The 17951-nt window shown below is 60.6% G+C and carries 16 protein-coding genes and 1 pseudogene; 5 read left to right on the top strand and 12 right to left on the bottom strand.

Annotated elements, in window-relative coordinates; genetic code table 11:
- Positions 1 to 8 precede the first annotated feature (8 nt).
- A complete protein-coding gene (locus tag QP922_RS01015; RefSeq protein ID WP_284807392.1) occupies positions 9 to 320 on the bottom strand; it encodes a hypothetical protein in 312 nt (103 codons plus the stop codon).
- A 141-nt stretch (positions 321 to 461) separates the two neighbouring features.
- On the bottom strand, positions 462 to 1805 hold the full coding sequence (glmM, locus tag QP922_RS01010) for a phosphoglucosamine mutase (protein WP_284807390.1): 1344 nt from the start codon (positions 1803 to 1805) through the stop codon (positions 462 to 464).
- Positions 1806 to 1946: 141 nt separating this feature from the next.
- Between glmM and QP922_RS01005 the strand changes: the two genes are divergently transcribed.
- From QP922_RS01005 to QP922_RS00995, 3 genes are read left to right on the top strand one after another with little or no spacing between them, the layout of a single operon-like run.
- Positions 1947 to 2495 carry a hypothetical protein gene (locus QP922_RS01005; RefSeq protein ID WP_070673516.1) on the top strand — a complete coding sequence of 183 codons (549 nt, stop codon included), beginning with the start codon at positions 1947 to 1949 and terminating at the stop codon, positions 2493 to 2495.
- A complete protein-coding gene (locus QP922_RS01000; protein ID WP_141754636.1) occupies positions 2492 to 3046 on the top strand; it encodes a hypothetical protein in 555 nt (184 codons plus the stop codon). The genes QP922_RS01005 and QP922_RS01000 overlap by 4 nt, the downstream gene beginning before the upstream one ends.
- Positions 3043 to 3723, top strand: a complete 681-nt coding sequence (locus tag QP922_RS00995; RefSeq protein WP_284807389.1) for a hypothetical protein — start codon at positions 3043 to 3045, stop codon at positions 3721 to 3723. Before QP922_RS01000 ends, QP922_RS00995 begins: the two co-directional genes overlap by 4 nt.
- Here QP922_RS00995 and QP922_RS00990 read toward each other — a convergent pair.
- From QP922_RS00990 to eccCa, 8 genes are all read right to left on the bottom strand, one after another.
- On the bottom strand, positions 3720 to 4388 hold the full coding sequence (locus QP922_RS00990) for a hypothetical protein (RefSeq protein WP_284807388.1): 669 nt from the start codon (positions 4386 to 4388) through the stop codon (positions 3720 to 3722). The two genes, QP922_RS00995 and QP922_RS00990, sit on opposite strands and share 4 nt — an antisense overlap.
- Positions 4389 to 4397: 9 nt before the next feature.
- Positions 4398 to 5810, bottom strand: a complete 1413-nt coding sequence (locus QP922_RS00985) for a hypothetical protein (RefSeq protein ID WP_284807387.1) — start codon at positions 5808 to 5810, stop codon at positions 4398 to 4400.
- A gap of 220 nt (positions 5811 to 6030) precedes the next feature.
- The gene (gene rpsI, locus QP922_RS00980; RefSeq protein ID WP_284807386.1) at positions 6031 to 6567 is read right to left on the bottom strand and encodes a 30S ribosomal protein S9; all 537 of its coding nucleotides are present in this window, start codon (positions 6565 to 6567) and stop codon (positions 6031 to 6033) included.
- Positions 6567 to 7010, bottom strand: coding sequence for a 50S ribosomal protein L13 (gene rplM, locus QP922_RS00975; RefSeq protein ID WP_010189505.1), 444 nt, complete (start codon positions 7008 to 7010; stop codon positions 6567 to 6569). Before rplM ends, rpsI begins: the two co-directional genes overlap by 1 nt.
- A gap of 427 nt (positions 7011 to 7437) precedes the next feature.
- Positions 7438 to 7725, bottom strand: a complete 288-nt coding sequence (locus QP922_RS00970; RefSeq protein ID WP_039673789.1) for a WXG100 family type VII secretion target — start codon at positions 7723 to 7725, stop codon at positions 7438 to 7440.
- Between the two features lie 54 nt (positions 7726 to 7779).
- Positions 7780 to 8097, bottom strand: a complete 318-nt coding sequence (locus QP922_RS00965) for a WXG100 family type VII secretion target (protein WP_039673786.1) — start codon at positions 8095 to 8097, stop codon at positions 7780 to 7782.
- A gap of 181 nt (positions 8098 to 8278) precedes the next feature.
- Positions 8279 to 9379, bottom strand: a complete 1101-nt coding sequence (locus QP922_RS00960; protein ID WP_284807385.1) for a type VII secretion-associated protein — start codon at positions 9377 to 9379, stop codon at positions 8279 to 8281.
- 26 nt (positions 9380 to 9405) lie between these two features.
- Positions 9406 to 13089 carry a type VII secretion protein EccCa gene (eccCa, locus tag QP922_RS00955; protein WP_284807384.1) on the bottom strand — a complete coding sequence of 1228 codons (3684 nt, stop codon included), beginning with the start codon at positions 13087 to 13089 and terminating at the stop codon, positions 9406 to 9408.
- Positions 13090 to 13218: 129 nt separating this feature from the next.
- Here eccCa and eccD point away from each other — a divergent pair, with 129 nt between their 5' ends.
- Positions 13219 to 14526 carry a type VII secretion integral membrane protein EccD gene (gene eccD / locus QP922_RS00950; RefSeq protein WP_284807383.1) on the top strand — a complete coding sequence of 436 codons (1308 nt, stop codon included), beginning with the start codon at positions 13219 to 13221 and terminating at the stop codon, positions 14524 to 14526.
- Positions 14523 to 15494, top strand: a pseudogene (locus QP922_RS00945) (S8 family serine peptidase); the annotation flags it as partial. The gene eccD and the pseudogene QP922_RS00945, both read left to right, overlap by 4 nt.
- A 154-nt stretch (positions 15495 to 15648) precedes the next feature.
- Here QP922_RS00945 and eccB read toward each other — a convergent pair.
- Positions 15649 to 16935 carry a type VII secretion protein EccB gene (gene eccB / locus QP922_RS00940; protein ID WP_284807381.1) on the bottom strand — a complete coding sequence of 429 codons (1287 nt, stop codon included), beginning with the start codon at positions 16933 to 16935 and terminating at the stop codon, positions 15649 to 15651.
- A 57-nt stretch (positions 16936 to 16992) separates the two neighbouring features.
- Positions 16993 to 17853 carry a tRNA pseudouridine(38-40) synthase TruA gene (truA, locus tag QP922_RS00935; RefSeq protein ID WP_284807379.1) on the bottom strand — a complete coding sequence of 287 codons (861 nt, stop codon included), beginning with the start codon at positions 17851 to 17853 and terminating at the stop codon, positions 16993 to 16995.
- Positions 17854 to 17951 lie beyond the last annotated feature (98 nt).

The following is a 17951-nucleotide window of genomic DNA, read 5'->3' as shown; positions in this document are numbered from 1 at the left end:
CGTGGACACTAGTTCACCCCCGAGGTCTGCGCACCAAGGTGGCCAGCAAGGCCACGGTCTACGTCACCAAAGGCGTGCAGCTGTGCTCGGGCGGCATCAGCCGTCGCGGACATATTGTTCAAACGCCACGCCCCGCGCTCATGTAAGCGATTCAGTAGAGCTTGGATCTGCGCTCCATGTCCCCCAAAGTCCCTGCCTGCTGAAGCTTGCGGGAAAACCGGGACATCACTACTGTGAGCGTCGCTTTGCACGGCAGTCTGGTCAATAACGGTGCTCAGAAGCCTTGTTGCTTCATCCTCATCAAAAAATACGTCGGGCATAAACGCGCCCTCCTTCTCGTCCACAACGAACAGTTTTTCCTGCCCTTATTGGACTGAGAAAGCCTCCCCGCGGTTCCCCACCACAGAGAAAACACAAAACCCCAGGCCATACGGCCCAGGGTTGCGGTGAAATAAGTGGAACTAGACGGCGGCAACTGCCGCAGCAAGCTTGCCCGCTACCTTACGAGCGTGTTCCTTTTCAGCGGCCTCGACCATCACGCGGAAGAGCTCCTCGGTACCGGACGGACGCAGCAGTACACGGCCGGTGTCGCCAAGCTCTGCTTCCGCTTCGGCGATGGCTTCCTTGACCTCGGGGGCGTCGAGAATCGCAGCCTTGTCCGACACTGGAACGTTGATGAGAACCTGCGGCAGTACGGTCATGACCGAAGCCAACTCCTTGAGGGACTTCCCGGACTTAGCCATGCGCGCCATGATGGACAGGCCGGTCAGAGTTCCATCACCGGTGGTGCAATCATCCGGAAGCACAACGTGGCCGGACTGCTCTCCGCCCAAAGAGAAATCACCGCGGTTGAGCTCTTCGAGCACGTAGCGGTCACCCACAGCGGTCTCCTTGACCTCAATGCCCTGCTCCTTCATCGCGATCTTGAGGCCCAAGTTGGACATCACGGTAGCGACCAACGTGTTGAAGCGGAGGTCATTCTCCTCCTTCATACCCACTGCCAGCAGGGCCATAATCTGGTCACCGTCGACAACATTGCCCTCAGCATCGACTGCCAGGCAGCGGTCAGCATCGCCGTCGTGCGCCAGGCCCAAGTCTGCGCCGTGCTCCACGACGGCCTCCTGGGTCTTATCGATGTGCGTCGAACCGCAGTCCTCGTTGATGTTGAAAGCATTTGGCTTGTTGTGGATAGCAATAACCTCAGCACCTGCTGCTGCGTATGCTTCCGGCGCCACCTTGGAGGCTGCACCATTCGCAGTATCAACAACGACCTTGATACCGCTCAAATCTGTGGTAACCACCTCAGCTAGGTGCTTGAGGTAGCGCTCACGGCCATCTGGCGCCTCAGAGATAATGCGGCCAATCTTGGTCGCAGTAGGACCATCTTCCGTGAGATTATCCATAGCAGCCTGGATGCGATCTTCGACCTCATCCGGCAACTTCTTGCCACCCGCAGAGAAGAACTTAATGCCGTTGTCCGGCATCGGGTTGTGGGAAGCAGAAATCATCACGCCGAGATCTGCCCCAAAATCATCGGTAAGAAACGCGATGGCCGGAGTAGGCAGTACACCGACACGGACGACGTCGACGCCACGCGATGCCAAACCTGAGGCAATCGCCGCATCCAGCATCTCACCGGATACGCGAGGGTCACGGCCAATAATCGCGAGCGGGCGGCGCTCATAGGATTCACGGTCTGAAGTAAACACTTCCGCCGCGGCCTGGCCCAAGCGCAGCGCGAGAATCGGGGTGAGCTTCTTGTTCGCGAGGCCGCGAACTCCATCGGTTCCAAAAAGTCGAGTCATAGCTCTTAATTATGCCCTTTGACCCCCACTTACCGCAGGTTGGGGCTCTACACCCGTATTAAAACCTCAGCGCGATGCCGTGCGCTGGGAAACTCCCCGATTGACGCGCGCGGCGTGCCAACTTCTGCTTGAATGATGAACATGGCGGACGCAAAAGGCGTGATGAGCCGCACAGGCTCAAAGGGATTTCGAGCCCTCAAGACACTGACAGACGGTGTAATCACCAAGTTCAACATGGCGGCACTCGCTGTCGCAGCTGTCTTTCTTGTGCTTGGCAATACCGAACCAGCAAAAACTGAGGATCCTACGACCATCACTCCAGGTGAGACGGTAGAAGTAACGCCGGCCCAGGTGGTCTTCGATAAGCCGCGCATAGAGGACGGCCAAGTCCATGTCACCGCCACTGTACTCAATACTCAGGACGCAGCATTTTCGGACTTCCAGAAGATGTTTACGCTGACCAGGAATGGTGAGCCCCTACCAATTGACCAGTTTTCCGTGTCACCATCCCTACACAATGGGCCGGTAACGGTAGCCAACCCCGGGGTCCCCTTTGCTCTTGACATCATCGTGGATGACGTTCCCGGGACGGTGCTCACCCTCAACGACCTGACGGTACGCAAATCTAGGTTGGACATGTCCTACCGCTGGTTTGACCCCACACCCGTAGCAGAGATGGAGTTAGCATGACGCATCGCAAGTCTTCCGCTCGGCCCCTGCTCAACCGTAGAAAAGTACCGATGGTCGCCGTGGCCGCAGCGATCACCTCACTTGGCATTTTCATTAGTGACCAGATGCCGAAGCCACGTGATGTTGAGTTCGCCCACTTTGAATACACGGACGAAATCCCTGGGCACACGCGTATCAGCCAGGTAGAAGCCCATACCCGCCCACTGGCTGCTGCGGAATACGCAGAATTTACCGGCACGCTACCCGAAGGCGAAGAGCTCAACGAGCTATATGAAGTTGCCATTGACTTCACGCTGGAACGCACGCACACATACCCCTTGATTCCCAAGCTGGAAGACTCCCAAGGGCGTGTTTTCCGCACGTCTTCCCCACAATGTGACACTGAAGTGACCTCTTTACCCATGACGTGCACCAGTATCTTTGTACTTCCCAAAGACTCACTGGGGCCTGCCACTCTGGAGCTAGAGGTAGAAAACGTCCTCGGTGATTTCCACCAGCAGCCAGTGCCTATGGGCAAGGAGCTTCACACCGCCGTGGAGGTTAAAGCATGACGCAACAGGTCACAGCATCAAAAAAGCACTCAAAAGCCTGGTGGTGGGCAGCAACAATCCCAGCACTCGCTGTGATGGTGGCGGCTTCCTCCTCGGTCATGGTGCACGGCTATCGCCCACTGTCAGTGCATTCGATTGCTCAAGCAGGCAAGCAAGAACCAGTTGAGTTCAGCTTTGATTACCAAGTGGATAAAGACACCGTTCAGCGCTCCGCAACAGTTGAACTCACCAGCCTTGAAAAAGCTGAGCCTGCGGAATTCGGCACCGCGTATGCGGAGAAAAACCTTATGGATCCACCTCAGCTTCCAGCAGACTTAGAGCTTTACAAAGCCACCGTGGCATGGCACGCAGATCCGGAAAACCCACTCGAAGGATGCGAGGTGGGACTTCGGAATGCCGAAGGAATCGAGCAACCTGTCCGCCTCGTGGTTTCCCCACAAGATGCGCCGGTCGATTTTCCCGCTGCTTTTCCCAACTTGTGCGAACCAGAAGGCGCAGAAGGTCCGATGGCGATCAATCCGTTTGAACTGGATGCCAACATTCTCCCCGACCCCAGCAAGCGCCCAGATGATTGGGAAATGACTTATTACTTCATCACTAACCCGGGATTCGCCCCCACTGAGTTATTCATCACCTGGGGTGCCCCGCACGAAGTTCGTTTGGGCACGGGCTCTTAGAAGCCTTCTCCGCTCACAACCGCCTCGATGTCCTGTGCGCCTGGGTCTGTCTTGTTCCAAGGCCAGGACACCAAAATCTTTTCTTGCGGGTAGTAAACAAAGATGTCACCGCCACCGAACCCATCTTTGCCCCATTCATTGACAAGGATCTCCGGCTGTGATCCACTCGCCTCACGGACAGTCCGGGTCGACGTCTGGAAGGCCTCATCGTGGTAGTCAGGCAAGGCGCGGTAAATTTTCTCCGCTTCTTCCCCCATGATGACGTTCCGTGGGCTGTGGAACGTCATGAGCCCTTGTGAGTCTTGTTCCTGGGTGAGCCACGGCTTACAGGAATAGCCATGGGCACCTTCGAGCAAAGCATTCGTTGACAGAAGCGCGGTTTCACTACACAACGCAACCTTTTCAATAAAGGCCTCTGGTAGCACGTCTTCGGTCTCAGGGCGCAGGTTCACAATGTGGTCTTCGCGCAGGTCTGGGCGTGCCAGCTCATCACCAGATTCATGTCGTTCGATCTGTTCCACGGTGATTCCACCAACGACCAGAACCGCTGCAATTACCACAGTGAGGATATTGAGTTTCCGTGAGCTCATCTGCCCGGAAGAATCAGTAGTAGCCTCCGCGTGGTCCACCTCGGCGGATTGAGAGCTATCCGTAGTCTGCGTCACCTGTTCCACCTACTTCTCTCCTGCCGGAGCCGCCGCTGCGGCTGATTCGGTTTCTGCTTCCGGCGCTTCATCTACATCACCATCGGCTTCTTCATCCAGTTCTTCCTCTGTGGCATATTCCGCGTTGAGGAAGCGATCCAGCGCGGCCACAACGAGAGGTAGCGCCACGATGAAATAGACTGCGCGAGCCACAACCAGAACATAGGGCTCCAGACCAATCGTGATGATCCCCAAGGCCATTGGCTTAATGATGGCGCGCAGGGCATAAATCACGCCCAGCTCTGCGGCTGATGCCAGAACAAAGACGAAGCAGAATGTCAGCATGGGGACTACACCTGCAACGGTCAGCGTCTTAAAGTTACGCCACGCACTGCGGAAGGGACCTACCACTGGCTGCGCAGCGTTGTCGAGCATGTCACGAGTCGTGCGGAATGCCGCTTCAGAGTAGCGGCGGCCGTACTCAGCCCACATCTTTTGCTCGGCGTGAGGGGAGAGCTTTCCTCTTTCAGCAGGGCCTTCAATGGGGGCATCAGCCACCGTCTGCTCTGGAGGAACCGCGTCTTCCGAGGGAGAATTCTTGTCTTCTTCCCTAGTCAGACTCGTGTTGTACACCACCGCACCCAAGGTCAACCAGGCGAAAGGAACGACGATGAAATTGCCCATCTGCGCCGCGTTGCTCCACAACCATCCGATCGGAGCGCCAATGATTCCTGTGTGCTCAACTATCCAATCTTTGGCGCTCACAATTGCATCCCATACTGGGCCAATGCCTTGGCGGGTGAGGATCCACGTACGGACCTTGTCTAGATTGCTGCTGATGCTGAGCGACGCCGTGGCCATCCACAGAATCTCAAGGTAGGCCGCGGCAGTAGCCATGCCGAAAGCGCGCTCTCCTAGTTTGAGCGCACCAATGAGCTTGCGCAGCACAAGGATGGAAAGGATAAAGCCAGCAAAAAGCCATCCAGTACTAATGAGGGAGCGCCCGAAGTCATAATCCACAAAGCTAGTGGCCACCTCAATGGTGATGCTGTCGTACACAAACGTGCGCCCGTCATCACGCAGCAATCCATGGGAAGAATACACGGTGAGGAACGGAATGAGCAGGCCGCCGACGGTCAGAAGCGTGGTCTTATCCAGCTTGGTAAAGCGGGTCTCGCCGCCGAAAAACTCCATGGACGGCTGCATGATCCAGAAACAGATGATGACACCTGTCATCACAGACAGCGGCGCAAAGGGGAAGATCAGGGTTGCCGCTAGGGGCGAAACTGAAGAAACAACAACTGCCAGCCACAGCACCGCACCGCGTGCTGCCAGCGATAAGGCAATCACGGTAACCAGCTGCGGCAGATAGCGCCACAGCAGCTTCGCGGCATCGACAGGAACTGCCAGCGCATCCCTTACGCTTTCCACAATCACATTCACGCCGCTTAGTATAAGTAGAATCACACAGCTGCGCTGCACGAACGGGAAACTTACCGGGTTACTCCCCATGGGAGTAAGACCAAGACAGGCAGCGTGTTAATGGCATGTAGTCAGGTAGCGCCCTGAGAATTTGCGGAGAGAACATACTCTCCACCAACGGCGAAAGCCGCCGCCTCCAATAAAGGAAGCAGCGGCTTTCGGACAATGCAGTAAGCGAAGATTAACGCTTGGAGTACTGCGGGGCACGACGTGCCTTGTGCAGACCAGCCTTCTTGCGCTCCACGGCACGAGCGTCACGGGTGAGCAGGCCAGCCTTCTTGAGGGCCGGGCGGTCAGCCGGGTTGTAGACGTTCAGTGCGCGGGCAATAGCCAGACGCAGGGCGCCGGCCTGACCGGTCGGGCCACCACCGTGGACGGTGACCTTGATGTCGAACTGGCCATCACGCTCAAGGATGGTCAGCGGCTGCAGGATGTCCTGCTGGTGCAGCTTGTTCGGGAAGTACTCGTCAAAGGCACGGCCGTTGACGGAGATGTTGCCAGAACCAGCAACGAGGCGAACACGAGCGATGGCGCGCTTACGGCGACCAACGGTCTGGATCGGGCCCTCGTGAACAACCGGAGCAGCGGCCTCAGCCTCTGCCTCGGTCTCCGGTGCCAGGGAATCACCAATGGTGTTGGTGAACTCTTCGGTAGCGGCGGTTGCTGCAGCGATGTCGGCAGCGTCGGCTACATTGTTGTCGATGTTCTGCTCGGTCATTACTGTGCCACCTGCTTAAACTCAAAGGTTTCCGGCTTCTGGCCGGCGTACGGGTGCTCCTCGCCCACGAAAACGTGCAGCTTCTTGATGGAGGCGTTGGAAAGCTTGTTGTGCGGCATCATGCCTTTCACAGCTTCTTCGATAACGCGGACCGGGTTGGCGTCCAGGGACTGACCAAGGGTCATGGACTTCAGGCCGCCCGGGTAACCGGAGTGGCGGTAGCGCATCTCGCGCTCGCGCTTGTTGGAGGAAATGTGGATCTTGTCCGCATTCAGGATGATGATGTGGTCGCCGCAATCAACGTTCGGTGCGTACTGAGGCTTGTGCTTACCGCGCAGCATGTCAGCCACGGTGGAAGCGAGCTTGCCCAGAACCACGTCGGTAGCGTCGATGACGTACCACTTGCGGGTGATGTCACCGCTCTTCGGGTGGAAAGTAGACAAAATGACTCCTTGAAAGTCTGTCTCGGAACTGCCGGCCATCGCTATGAACGCCCATACGCGGATACATACAGCGGCCGGTGGAGACCTGCAGCCCGCGCGCACCCCCTCAACGAAGGGTGCGGACACATAGGTGTTTCACCTTAGTACGCAGCAGGTTAAAAACCCAAAACGCCCATATCGCCCCCCGCCAACGTTTCCCCGCCCTGTGAATGGACATGGGGGAATCAGAGGGAAGAAACGTTGACGAGAAGCGATACCGGCGCCTTTCGCACAGCAAGCAGTAGTTCCCACGCACGAGTTGATGGCGGTGCGTCCAGCTTCTCCTCATCCCCTTCTTCCGCGCCATTCACCGCTCATAATTGTGAATGGGTAATGAAGAAGGGTGCTTAGGATCCAGCCTGCTGCGAAAGACGTAGATTCGGTCCGCTTAGCCCCAGCTAGCGGCGGCGCGGCGGTTGACGTCACTCATGTTGTCATTGCCCTGAGAGACAGTCTGCGAGATAGTAGCGAGCACGGTGTTGAGTTCTGCGGCCGCTTTGTCCCACTTAGCCTGCGCAGCGTTGTAGGCGGTAGCAGACTCGCCTTCCCAGGTGGAAACCATGGGCTGCAGGGTGGACTTAAGGTCACCGAGAAGGCCATTGATGCGGCCGGAGGTGGAGTTGATGTCAGCGGCGGCACCGGCAATGGCGCCAAACTGGTACTTGATTCCAGACATGAAGTGTTCCTTGCGTGTAGTTCAGTGGATTAATGGTGGTTATTCGGTGCGTCGCTAGAGGGCCAGGCCCGCGCCGCCGACGTTGTCGAAGGACTGGGCGTTATCAGCCTCAACAGAATCAAAGTTGCGAGCGTTGTCGCGGATATTCTCGCTGATGGAGGTCAAGGCCTCACGCAGTTGCTGCGCGGAGGTGTTGTAGCGCTGCATCAGGTTGTCGAAGGACACCTGTGCGCGGCCGGACCAGCTGGCACGGACCGAGTCCACTACGCCCTGCAGGCGGGTGAGCTCTCCTTGAACTTCATCATTGGTGGAGTCAACGCGGCCGGCGGTAGCCACCATGACGTCGGCTTCAGTGCGGAAAGTTTGAGTCATAGTATTTGTCCCTTTCTGTATCCCTTCGTGGGGCCAATCCCTTCAGTGCAAGGGCTTTTAGTTGGTGAATCTGTCCCCCGAGAAGCACCCTGTTGTCCTTCTCATCTTTATTGGACTGAAGCTGCACCCCATCGGTTCCCGGCCCTTCCAAACTTTTTATTTTTTCTTCGATTAGCTTGTGCTATTCCTTCTTGACCAGCGATTCTGCCGCCATCCGGCAGGCGGCTTTCTGCACCACGTTGGGCTCAAACTTGGTGTGGCATCCCACCGACATCTGATGGCCTTTGTCTTCCCACATCATCCATGTCACCCGTGAGCCATCACCAGGGTCCTCGGTATAGGACAGGCGGCCGGATTCCTCGGCTGGGTCGTGCAGCGATGGGTCGGACTCAATCTGCTGTCTGATTTCGTCAAAGAGGACGTCAACAGGCACGTTGAAGAGCGGATCCGCTGCCAGGAGGATGCGCAGGTTCGGGTCCTCTCCTGCAGCGGTGACTAGGCCATCTTCCACGCTGGTGCGAAAACCCTGGGGCAGGACCAGAGACATTTCTTCGACCTCGATGACCTGCTGCCCCGGACGCAACTGCTGACTGCCAGAATCCTTTTCGGAAGAATCCTTAGTATCAGCGGTGGCTGTTACTGGCGCCTCCACCGTTGATCTGGGTGACGGCGACGCGTTGGCTGAGGCGGTGGTCGTGGAGGCGTCGTGAGCCGAGCTCGCCGCAAGGGCTGCGTCTTTACGGCCCACCGCCCACCACGACACCCCAGCTACCAACAGCACCATCACCGCAATGGCGATGTAGAAAGGGTCGATGTCAAGCGGGAACCGTGGGACTGCAGCGCGGCGTGAACGACGCGGCCGAGGCGGCCGCGTTCTGCCAGGTGTGAGGTCCTTACCGTCCTCGTCATCATCACTATCCTGCAGTGCGCTTCGTCTCACCGGGGGCGGCGGCGCTGGTACGGCTGGTGGTTCAGGTTCCACCACGCTGGCTCCTGCGGCACGCAGCTGGCGGCGCAGAATTGCCACTGCTTCCGTACTTACTTCCGTTCCGGATGGATCGTCGATGACGTCAACGGTGACGTCGGGCCAGTCCGCTCCGCAGATCTTTTCCACCTGGTCAAGGACGGTATCGAGGGCCCATCCTTCAACAATTCCGGTTCCGGGGAGGTCATAGCGGTAGACAGTCTCGGGGCCTTCATAGATGGTCGCAGCGTCGAGAACCGTCACCGTCAGGGTCGTCGTTGGGGTGCTGGTGCTGCGCAGCGCATGGCTAGCAGTCATGAGTTTTCTCCTGAATGAGTCGTGTCTTAATCAGTTGTGGTGTGAACTGGGCTGTGCTCGCGCGGTACATACACCTGGGCCAGGCCTTGGGCCGCGCCGCGCACTACCCATTGGCCACGTCCTGGCGGAAGGGCGGTGGGTTTGATGCCGAAGATGGCGCCTTCGTCACGGTCGGCGTCGAGAAGCAGTAGTGCTGGCTGCAGATCGCGCACGGCCGAGAGGAATTGTCCGAACAGCGCGCGACCAATGCCGCCGGACTTGCGCGCCAGGACCAGGTGCAATCCCACGTCCCGGGCATGCGGAAGAAGCTCGAGCAAAGGCGCAAGCGCAATCTCACTGACCAGGTCGAGGTCATCGATGACGAGGAAGATCTCGGGGCCGTCCCACCAGCTGCGCGCGGCAAGTTGCGCAGGAGTAACCTCCGGACCGGGCAGGCGCTGTTCCAGGGTGCGAACAGTATCGATAATGGTCTGGGTTGCCGCGCTTGCCGACGCCCCATACGCCGCCACCATCTCCTCATCCAGCGTCCCCAAATGTGCGCGGCGCTCGTCAATAACCACCAGGCGCGCCGCCTCCCTGCCCATTCGGCTGATTCCGGCCATGATGACGCTGAGGAATTGGGACTTTCCGGCTCCCTGCGAGCCAATACACACAAGGTGATGCTGCGTCGCCGGATCCCACGTGAGAACCTCAAGGTCCGGACCACCAATTCCCCATGCGATGCCAGGAGGTATTACCCCGTCGGCAGGCTGGGGCAGATCGGTGAGAAGCGCGGGCAGCATCTTGAGTGTTGGTACGGCTTCTGCATCCGCATGGACTCCGCAAATGTGGGCGATGTCTTGCGCGGAGGTCGACGCGAAAAGGAGATTCTCCCCCGCCACCGTGATACCGCGCCCAGGTGCGGCCGGAAGCTTCTGCTGCGCTTTGCGGTCAATAAGGGAATCCATAGCCTCGCCCAAACGCAACTCAAGGCGCGCCGAGATGAGGTCACGAATAGACGGTCGCAAACTAGTCCAGCGCGCAGCAGCAATAAGCACGTGGATGCGAGCGGAGGCGCCATCGGCCACCAACTGGGTAATAAGCTCAGACAAGTCCTCAAAATCCGCGCCTGAAGTACCAATGTGGTGCCAGCCATCGACGATGAGGAAGGTGTGGCGGTTCTCTGGTCGGCGGACAAGGCCGGCCACTTCGTCAACGATGCGCCGTACCTTTTCGGGCTCGTCGCGGCCGGCAACTCCCGCCACGTGCGGCAAGCGTTCTAAGACGCCGAGCTGTCCGCCGCCGAGATCGATGACGTAGAAGCGAATCTCCGTTGGCGAATGATTCAGTGCCAGGCCTGCGACGATGCTGCGCAAGGCCATAGACTTTCCTGACTGTGGTCCGCCGCACAGCGCTAGGTGTCCACCGCTCGTGGTGAAGTCCACGGTGAGTGGGTCCTGACGCTGGTGGTAGGGGCGATCGATGAGTCCGACCTCCGCGCGCAGCCCGGCGCGCGTGTCGCTGGCCAAAGCCGCCACGGCAGACAGTTCCACCAGCGGAGGCAGCGGCGGCAGCCAGATACGGCGGGCTGCGTGGCCGCGCTGGGCTGCTTCATCGCGGGCGGCGCCCACCACGGTGGCCAACAGCGTGGTAGAGGAATCCACGAGCATCGTGTATTCCGATTCTTCCTCCGCTGCCTGCCAGCCAGTAAACAGTTCGACGCGCGACACTGCGCGGCTACTCCCCTCGCGCACCACCCGGCGCGTGACCGGACCAGAGACATAGGAGGCCTGGAAACGGGTAGGTGCATCGGCATCGGTCTTGAGGTAGCCCGCGCCGGGTTGGGCTGGCAGGTGGTAGGCATCCGTCACTCCAAGGACTTGGCGGGATTCGCCAGCGGAGAAGGTCTTCAAACCTATGCGATAGGACAAGTGGGAATCAAGACCGCGCAGGCGGCCTTCCTCCAAGCGCTGGGATGCCAAGAGCAAGTGCACGTGGAGCGAGCGGCCAAGCCTGCCTACTGCAACGAAAAGTTCCGCGAAATCTGGGTGCTGGCCCAACAGTTCGGAGAACTCATCGACCACAATGACCAACGCAGGAAGTGGACCGTGTTCACTCACCGCGTCGTCGGAGGCGTTGAACTCGCCGACGTTGGCAAAGTTGCCGGCCTTGCGCAGCAGTTCCTGGCGGCGGTTCATCTCACCAGAGATGGCGTCATACATGCGCTCCACCAGGGTGGATTCCTCTTCCAAGTTGGTGATAACCGCGGAGGTATGCGGCAATTCATCACAGCCAAGGAAGGTCGCGCCACCTTTAAAGTCCACGAGGACGAGGTTGAGCTCATCCGGGCTATGCGTGGCGGCGAGAGCAACGACGAGTGTTCTTAAAAGTTCCGACTTTCCACTACCGGTTGCACCGATGCACAGCCCGTGCGGCCCCATGCCTCCCTGGGCGGATTCTTTCAGGTCCAAGAACACGGCCTGCCCGGAGTCGTCCACTCCAATGGGCACGCGCAAGCGCTCAGATGGGGTTCGCCCATGCCACATTCCGGAGGCAACGAGCTCATCGACGTCCCGATAGCCCACGAGTGTGGGCAAGTCGGCATCGCGTCCATGTCGCGGAGCCGCGCCGGCGTCGCTGCCGAGCGGCCGATGGTAGGGCGCTAGTTGGCGCGCCCACAACAGCGCGCTGGCGGCATCGATATGCTCGCAGCGCCCTAGGTTCTCCTCGCCCGCGGCGGTCACCACGGAGAGCTCACCGTCGGTGTGCAGGTAGATTCCTTCTTCTTCGGCCCGTCGGCCCAAAGGTGAATGTGGTGTAACACCCACGGCGAGGGTGACCGTGGGGTGGTTGAGGGGGACGTCGGCAAGCGCGGCGGGTCCTTCCGTGGGGTCGTCCTCGACGACGCGAATGCAAAAGTGCGCCTGCTCCGGTTCGCGGGTGTGCGGCAGCCACTTGAGCCAGTCCCACTCGTTGCCGTCGTACTCAATTCCCACGGTCTCCGGGCCGTGGAGCACCGCGAGGTGCAGCAGCATCGCTCGCGCTACCCCCGCGGCATCCTCCCCAGCCAGACCCACAATGGGGAAAGCCTGCAGCTGGATGACCACGGGCATATCCGCCAGCGTTCCCACCGCCCGCACGGTCTGTCGCACGCTCACCGCACAGACCGGATCGAGGTCCTCTGCCGCGCCCGAATCTGGCACATTAATGGGCGTACACAGCGCCATCGGTCCCGTACCTACCCGCACCTCCAGCGCATCGGGTGCATCGGGGCCTCGTTCCCACAGGCGCGGGCTTGTTATCAGCGCAGCTGCCTGGCGCGGCGTGGGATTTCGATGTTCCTCGTGCGCGCGCTGCGCCTGCCCTCGTTCCACGGCGTGCTCCCGCAACGCCTTGAGATGACGCAGGTAGGTACGCCGCGTTTCATCCGGATCCTGACTACCACTGTGCGGATTGAACATCATGGCCATGCTGGCCAGCATCATGAGCGGGAACATCAAGCTCATGGGACTAATCCGGCGCGCATCCCCCGCACCTAACACCATGAGCGCCACCATGCCCAGCATCGCCGCAACCATGACCAGCGGCATGAGCAGGCGCACGAGCGGCACTGGCTGGGCGCGCGCGGCCTCAGGCACAGCCTCGGCTTCGATAGTGCCCTGTGGCAGCGGAGGCGCCGGCTCCCGATATGCCGACGACCCCGAATCAACGACGCGTGTAGGTACGCGCATGTGAAAGTCCTTCCCCCCGAAGTACTCCACCGCCTCCTTCAGCGGTGGACAGCGTGCCACCAGTAAGCCACAATGAACGGCAATGGGCAAGGGGTAGCCCAGAAGTTTTTCTCGGGGGAGGTATTTTCCATGACCCGCGCACTCGCGCATTCCATTCACGTCACCGTCCGCATCCAAGCAGGACAAGCACGCAAAGAGGCAGATGTATCCCTGCCGTTGTCCTCAAGCGTCGGGGAGGTGCTGGGGGAGTTGCTCGTGCTTGTCGACGTCTCCCCTGCCCCCATCCTCTGGCGCGCCACGACTGCTTCGGGCAAGGCCGTATCGATGACCGCACCGCTCGACCGCACGCCGCTCGAAGACGGCTCCGTGTTGGTGCTCAGCCCGGAGGAATCACCGCCCGCCCCGATTGTCCGCGATGCGGCGGAAGCGCTCGCTGCCGATACACCATCAACCACTTTGGATGGTCTCGCGGGCGTGTGGGGTTGCGCCGGGCTCATCGCCGTCGGCGGGCTGCTCACTGCTGCACTGTCCCCGGCGCTTGGTTGCGCCGCCGCAGCAGTTCTTGCTGTCGTGCTGGCGGTGTGGACGCGGCGCGGTTCGCTGCTGGCCGCAGCGCATATAGCTGCTGGATTGGCCGGTTGGTTCGGCGTGGGCGGCTCTGACGCGAGTTCGGCAGCGCTTGCCGGTTCAGCTGCAGCACTGGCCATCCTGGCGCTCCTTTCCCACCTCCTGCGCGTAGGCGGGCTACGCGCTCGGGCGATAGCCGCAACGTGGTGCGTGCTTGCGGTCATCGGGTTGCTGGGTGCTGCCCCGCTCCTCGCCGCCATCGTGGGGCTTCTCGCTGGCGCTCCCCTCCTCACCACAAGGGTGGCCGGCCTGCGGGTGCCGCAGCTTCCTACCGCCGGTCAAGATTTGAGCATTTCAGACGATGTCCCTACTGATAACGCTGACAATGCCCGGCGCGCCGGGCAGACCTACGAGGGTATCGCTGTGGGCTGCGCGCTGGCCGGTATTCCTGCACTGCTCTTCATCGCGCTGAGCGCCCACGACGCTGAGACAATCCGGGCTTCCCAAGCCTTATGCCTGAGTATCGCGGGCGGGGTCATCGTCCATGCAGCACGGCATGCCCGGACCGTGGCTGCCTGGGCACTAGGACTTCTAGGGGTGGCCGCTGCCAGCGGTGCGGTGGCCGTGGCGGTGCGCGAATGGCAGCTGTTGTCCTCCCCGACGACCACAACGTGGGTACTCAGCATTGTTGCCGGGCTCGTCATTATCGCGATGCTCTCAGCCCCGGTGTGGGCAGGCGCCCTTGCACACGTGGAGCCGACCACCATCGTGTGGTTCGAGCGGGCCGAGGCCCTCGCATTGGCTGCCTGTTTACCCCTCGCGGCACACTTAGCAGGGCTCTTCGAGTTCATCCGGGGACTGGGCTCATGACAGTGAGCAGACACATCGGAACGGTGGCGCTGAGTGTCGGACTGCTCTGGGCTGGATCAACAGTGGATAGTTCGCAGGCTGCTGCACGTGAGCCGGATACCGCCTGCGCGGAAGCTACTCGTGCGGCACAGGGACCGCAGCCTTCGGCGCAGTATGCGGAGTATCGCTCCCGCTTGCATTCCTTTGCCACGGGTGCTGGGGTAAAAGTCGCAGTCATCGATACCGGCGTGGCCGCCCACCCGCAGCTGCGGGTAACACCTGGGGCGGACTTCGTGACTCCAGAAGAACCCGACCCCTTGCGCGATTGTGACCTGCACGGCACTGTCGTGGCCGGCGTCATTGCCGGCCGCGATCTCGGCGTAGCCCCAGATGCGGAAATCTACTCCATCCGGCAGACCAGCGCGCACTATCGGACCCCGCCGCCCGCCGATGCGGAAGGCGCAGACTCTCCGAGCGAAGATGCTGAGCAATCGGGTTCCGGCACGCTAGCCAGCTTGGCAGCAGCGATTGAGGATGCCGTCGATGCCGGGGCCCACGTCATCAACGTATCCGTCGTCTCCTGCGTGCCATCAGATGCTGCGGCACGGGTCGATCGTTCTGGCTTGGATGCCGCCCTGCAGCGCGCGGAGAATGCTGGGGCGGTGGTGGTGGCGGCGTCGGGAAACGCGACCTCCGGTGGCTGTGACAAGGGCGACGTCGTGTTCCCCGCCGTGGCAGATACGGTTCTCTCCGTCGGCGCTCTGGCCACGCCGCACGAGCTCGCCGACTATTCCATTGCTGCGCCTTTGAGCGCCGAGGGTGACGTCCCCCTTGCTCTTGAACCCGGCGGCGGGTGGGCCACCGCCAAGGGCGACACGCTGTTCCAGGGAACCTCTTTTGCCGCTCCCCTGGTCAGTGGAACGGTCGCTCTACTCACGCAGCGCTACCCCGATGATTCTCCGGCCCAGCTGCGCGAGCGCATCATCGGCTCCGCAGAGCCAGGGAACGGAGTGGTCGATCCGCTTGCAGCGCTGACCTACCGTCCGCTGGAAAGCGAGAACGCGTACCGCGACATCAGCGTGGTACCGCACGCCCCACCGGCCTCGGCCAGTTGGCCGCGAGTTCGTAGGTTGCTGGCGCTTCTTACTTTCCTTCTCCTGGTGGCAGCAGTGAGTGCTCGTGTTTTAAGGCCTCAGCGCGGCTCAGGGCGGAGCCTTCCGGCAACAAGCGCAGAATTTCCCATGGCACCTGTTCCGGCTCATCAAGCCCCAGGGAATTAAGCTCGGCAGCGCCGGCCAGCTCGTGCCGCCTACCGGTGGATGAGACCACGTGATAGCCGTGCCCGCTATCCACGCCTACCCCTGCCTGCAGGCCAGCAAAGCGTTGTGCTGCCGATTCACCAGGCAGGTCCACCGTTGCGGTAACCGGCTGAGTACTACCTGCGCCATGGTGGTGGGTCGCGCACAACCAGCCCTGCTCGGGCGAGAGGAACTCGACGCGGGTGGTGGGAAGGTGGAAGGTTGGTGGGACGTCGCTGAGCGCAGCAACGTCTTGGGCCTGCGCGGGAAGTCGCTGCGCGCCGACGCCCACGAGCATCTCTGCCTGCGTCGGGGTAATGGCGAAAACGCCCTGCTCCGTGCGGGCCCAGAGCTGCTCGCCGGTATCGAGGATTTCCGGCGGCACGGCCGGAAAACTCAGCGGCTCCAGCTCAGCGAAGGCATTGAGCATCTCCGTCGGAACGCTCCACACTGCTGTTTCTGCAGTCATTCCCAAAGCACGGCGCAGCACACGGCCTTGCGTGCTCGTGGCCTCCGGCAGGACGACGCGGCCCTGTCCGGTGAGCAACCACTGGGTTCCATCAGATTCCGCCACTGCGGCCTGTTCCTCATCGAAACCCCGCACACCATGATGGGCCACAACTGTCACGGTGCCAACGCGGTTGCTGGACTGCCAGTTCTCCCCCTCCGTGGACTCTTCCAGGCACGCCGCCCAGCCCTGTTCCTCTCCTGTCCCGGCCGCCAAAAGATTCGGTGCATCCACAATCCCCAACGGTGTGCCCAGACTGACCTGCTCCAGGAAGGACTCCCCGGCAGCAGCGGGTTCCACTGGTTCATTGGCGATGAGCCTGGCGGATGCAAGGTTGGCCACCGGGTGATAAGTGCCGTTGACCAGCGCCAAGAGTTGGCCTTCGGAAGAGCGCACAACCGGTGCATCACCGGGCTGCGGATCCGGTTGCATCCAGGCAATGAGCCCCGAGCCCAGGCTCAAAAAGGCCACCGCAGCAATCCCTCCCGTCAGTGCGCGGCGACGCCTCTTCAACGGATCATGAATCATCCTTATATCTCCAAAGACAAGCCCGTGTTCTAACCGGCGTAGGAGAAACTTGTGTCCTGAGACCTGAGCTTTGGTAGTAGGCAACGCGCGTGCCATGAAGAATCCTCCCCCTCACGTGAATGCGCCACCCTCCCTGGCGCAGTGGATTCCAGACTAACCCACGTCGGTCTCCTCCGCAGCGCGACGGCCGCGAGTCATCTCCGCACGCGCCGCCAGCTGGTCGGGCTCAGGGTAATCCACTCCCACTAGGCTCAACCCTTGGGCATCTGCAAGAGGGATCTGGGAGGACCTGCTGGTTTCCTCCAACATCTGTGCTGCGAAGTCGACGCCGCGCGAGCCCTCCCCTACTCGCAAGCAACAGCCCACGAGTGAGCGGACCATGGACCAACAGAAGGCATCCGCGGTCACGTGCGCCTCATACAGCTGCGGTTCCTCCGCCGTGGAGACATCCTTCCATTCGAAAGCTAGGAGCTCGCGGATGGTGGTGGCGTGGGGCTTGGCCTTACAAAAAGCCACGAAGTCATTGAGGCCCACCAGTTCGTTAGCTGCCTGCTGCATCAGGTCAAGGTCGACTGGTTTGAACCACGTAGCCGTATCGCGTGCACGGGTAGGAAGAGCACCACGTGGATGGGTCGTGATGCGGTAGATGTAGTGGCGGCGCAAGGCGGAGAAACGCGCATCGAAAGCGTCAGGGACTTGAGTGCAGGCGTGCACGCGGACGTCGACGGGCAGCAGCTTGGCCAGACGCCTGACAAGCTTGGCGGGATCGCCGTCGATGCTGCGCTGGCTGAGCGCCTCCCGGGTGGTATCGAAGTGCGCGACCTGCCCGCTGGCATGCACGCCAGCATCCGTGCGTCCAGCCACGGTGAGCTCTACCGGGTGGCGCAGAATCATGGTGAGTTTATCTTCCAGAGTCTCTTGCACCGTGCGCAGGCCACCCTTCTGCTTAGCCCAACCATGGAAGTCAGTGCCGTCGTAGGCCAAGTCCAGTCGCAGACGCACGCTTTCACTCATGAGGGTTAATGATACCGCCCGGTCGTTCGGGGCCACCGGCATGTTTGCGTTCCAACGATTAGTCAGCTTTTTGCTCAAGGGGCCTCACACATGGCTCA

This window comes from Corynebacterium sp. MSK218 (assembly GCF_030232655.1).
In the GTDB taxonomy this organism is placed as follows: domain Bacteria; phylum Actinomycetota; class Actinomycetes; order Mycobacteriales; family Mycobacteriaceae; genus Corynebacterium.
The sequence above is the reverse complement of the archived record's forward strand: the minus strand, read 5'-3'. Positions and strand labels throughout refer to the sequence as shown.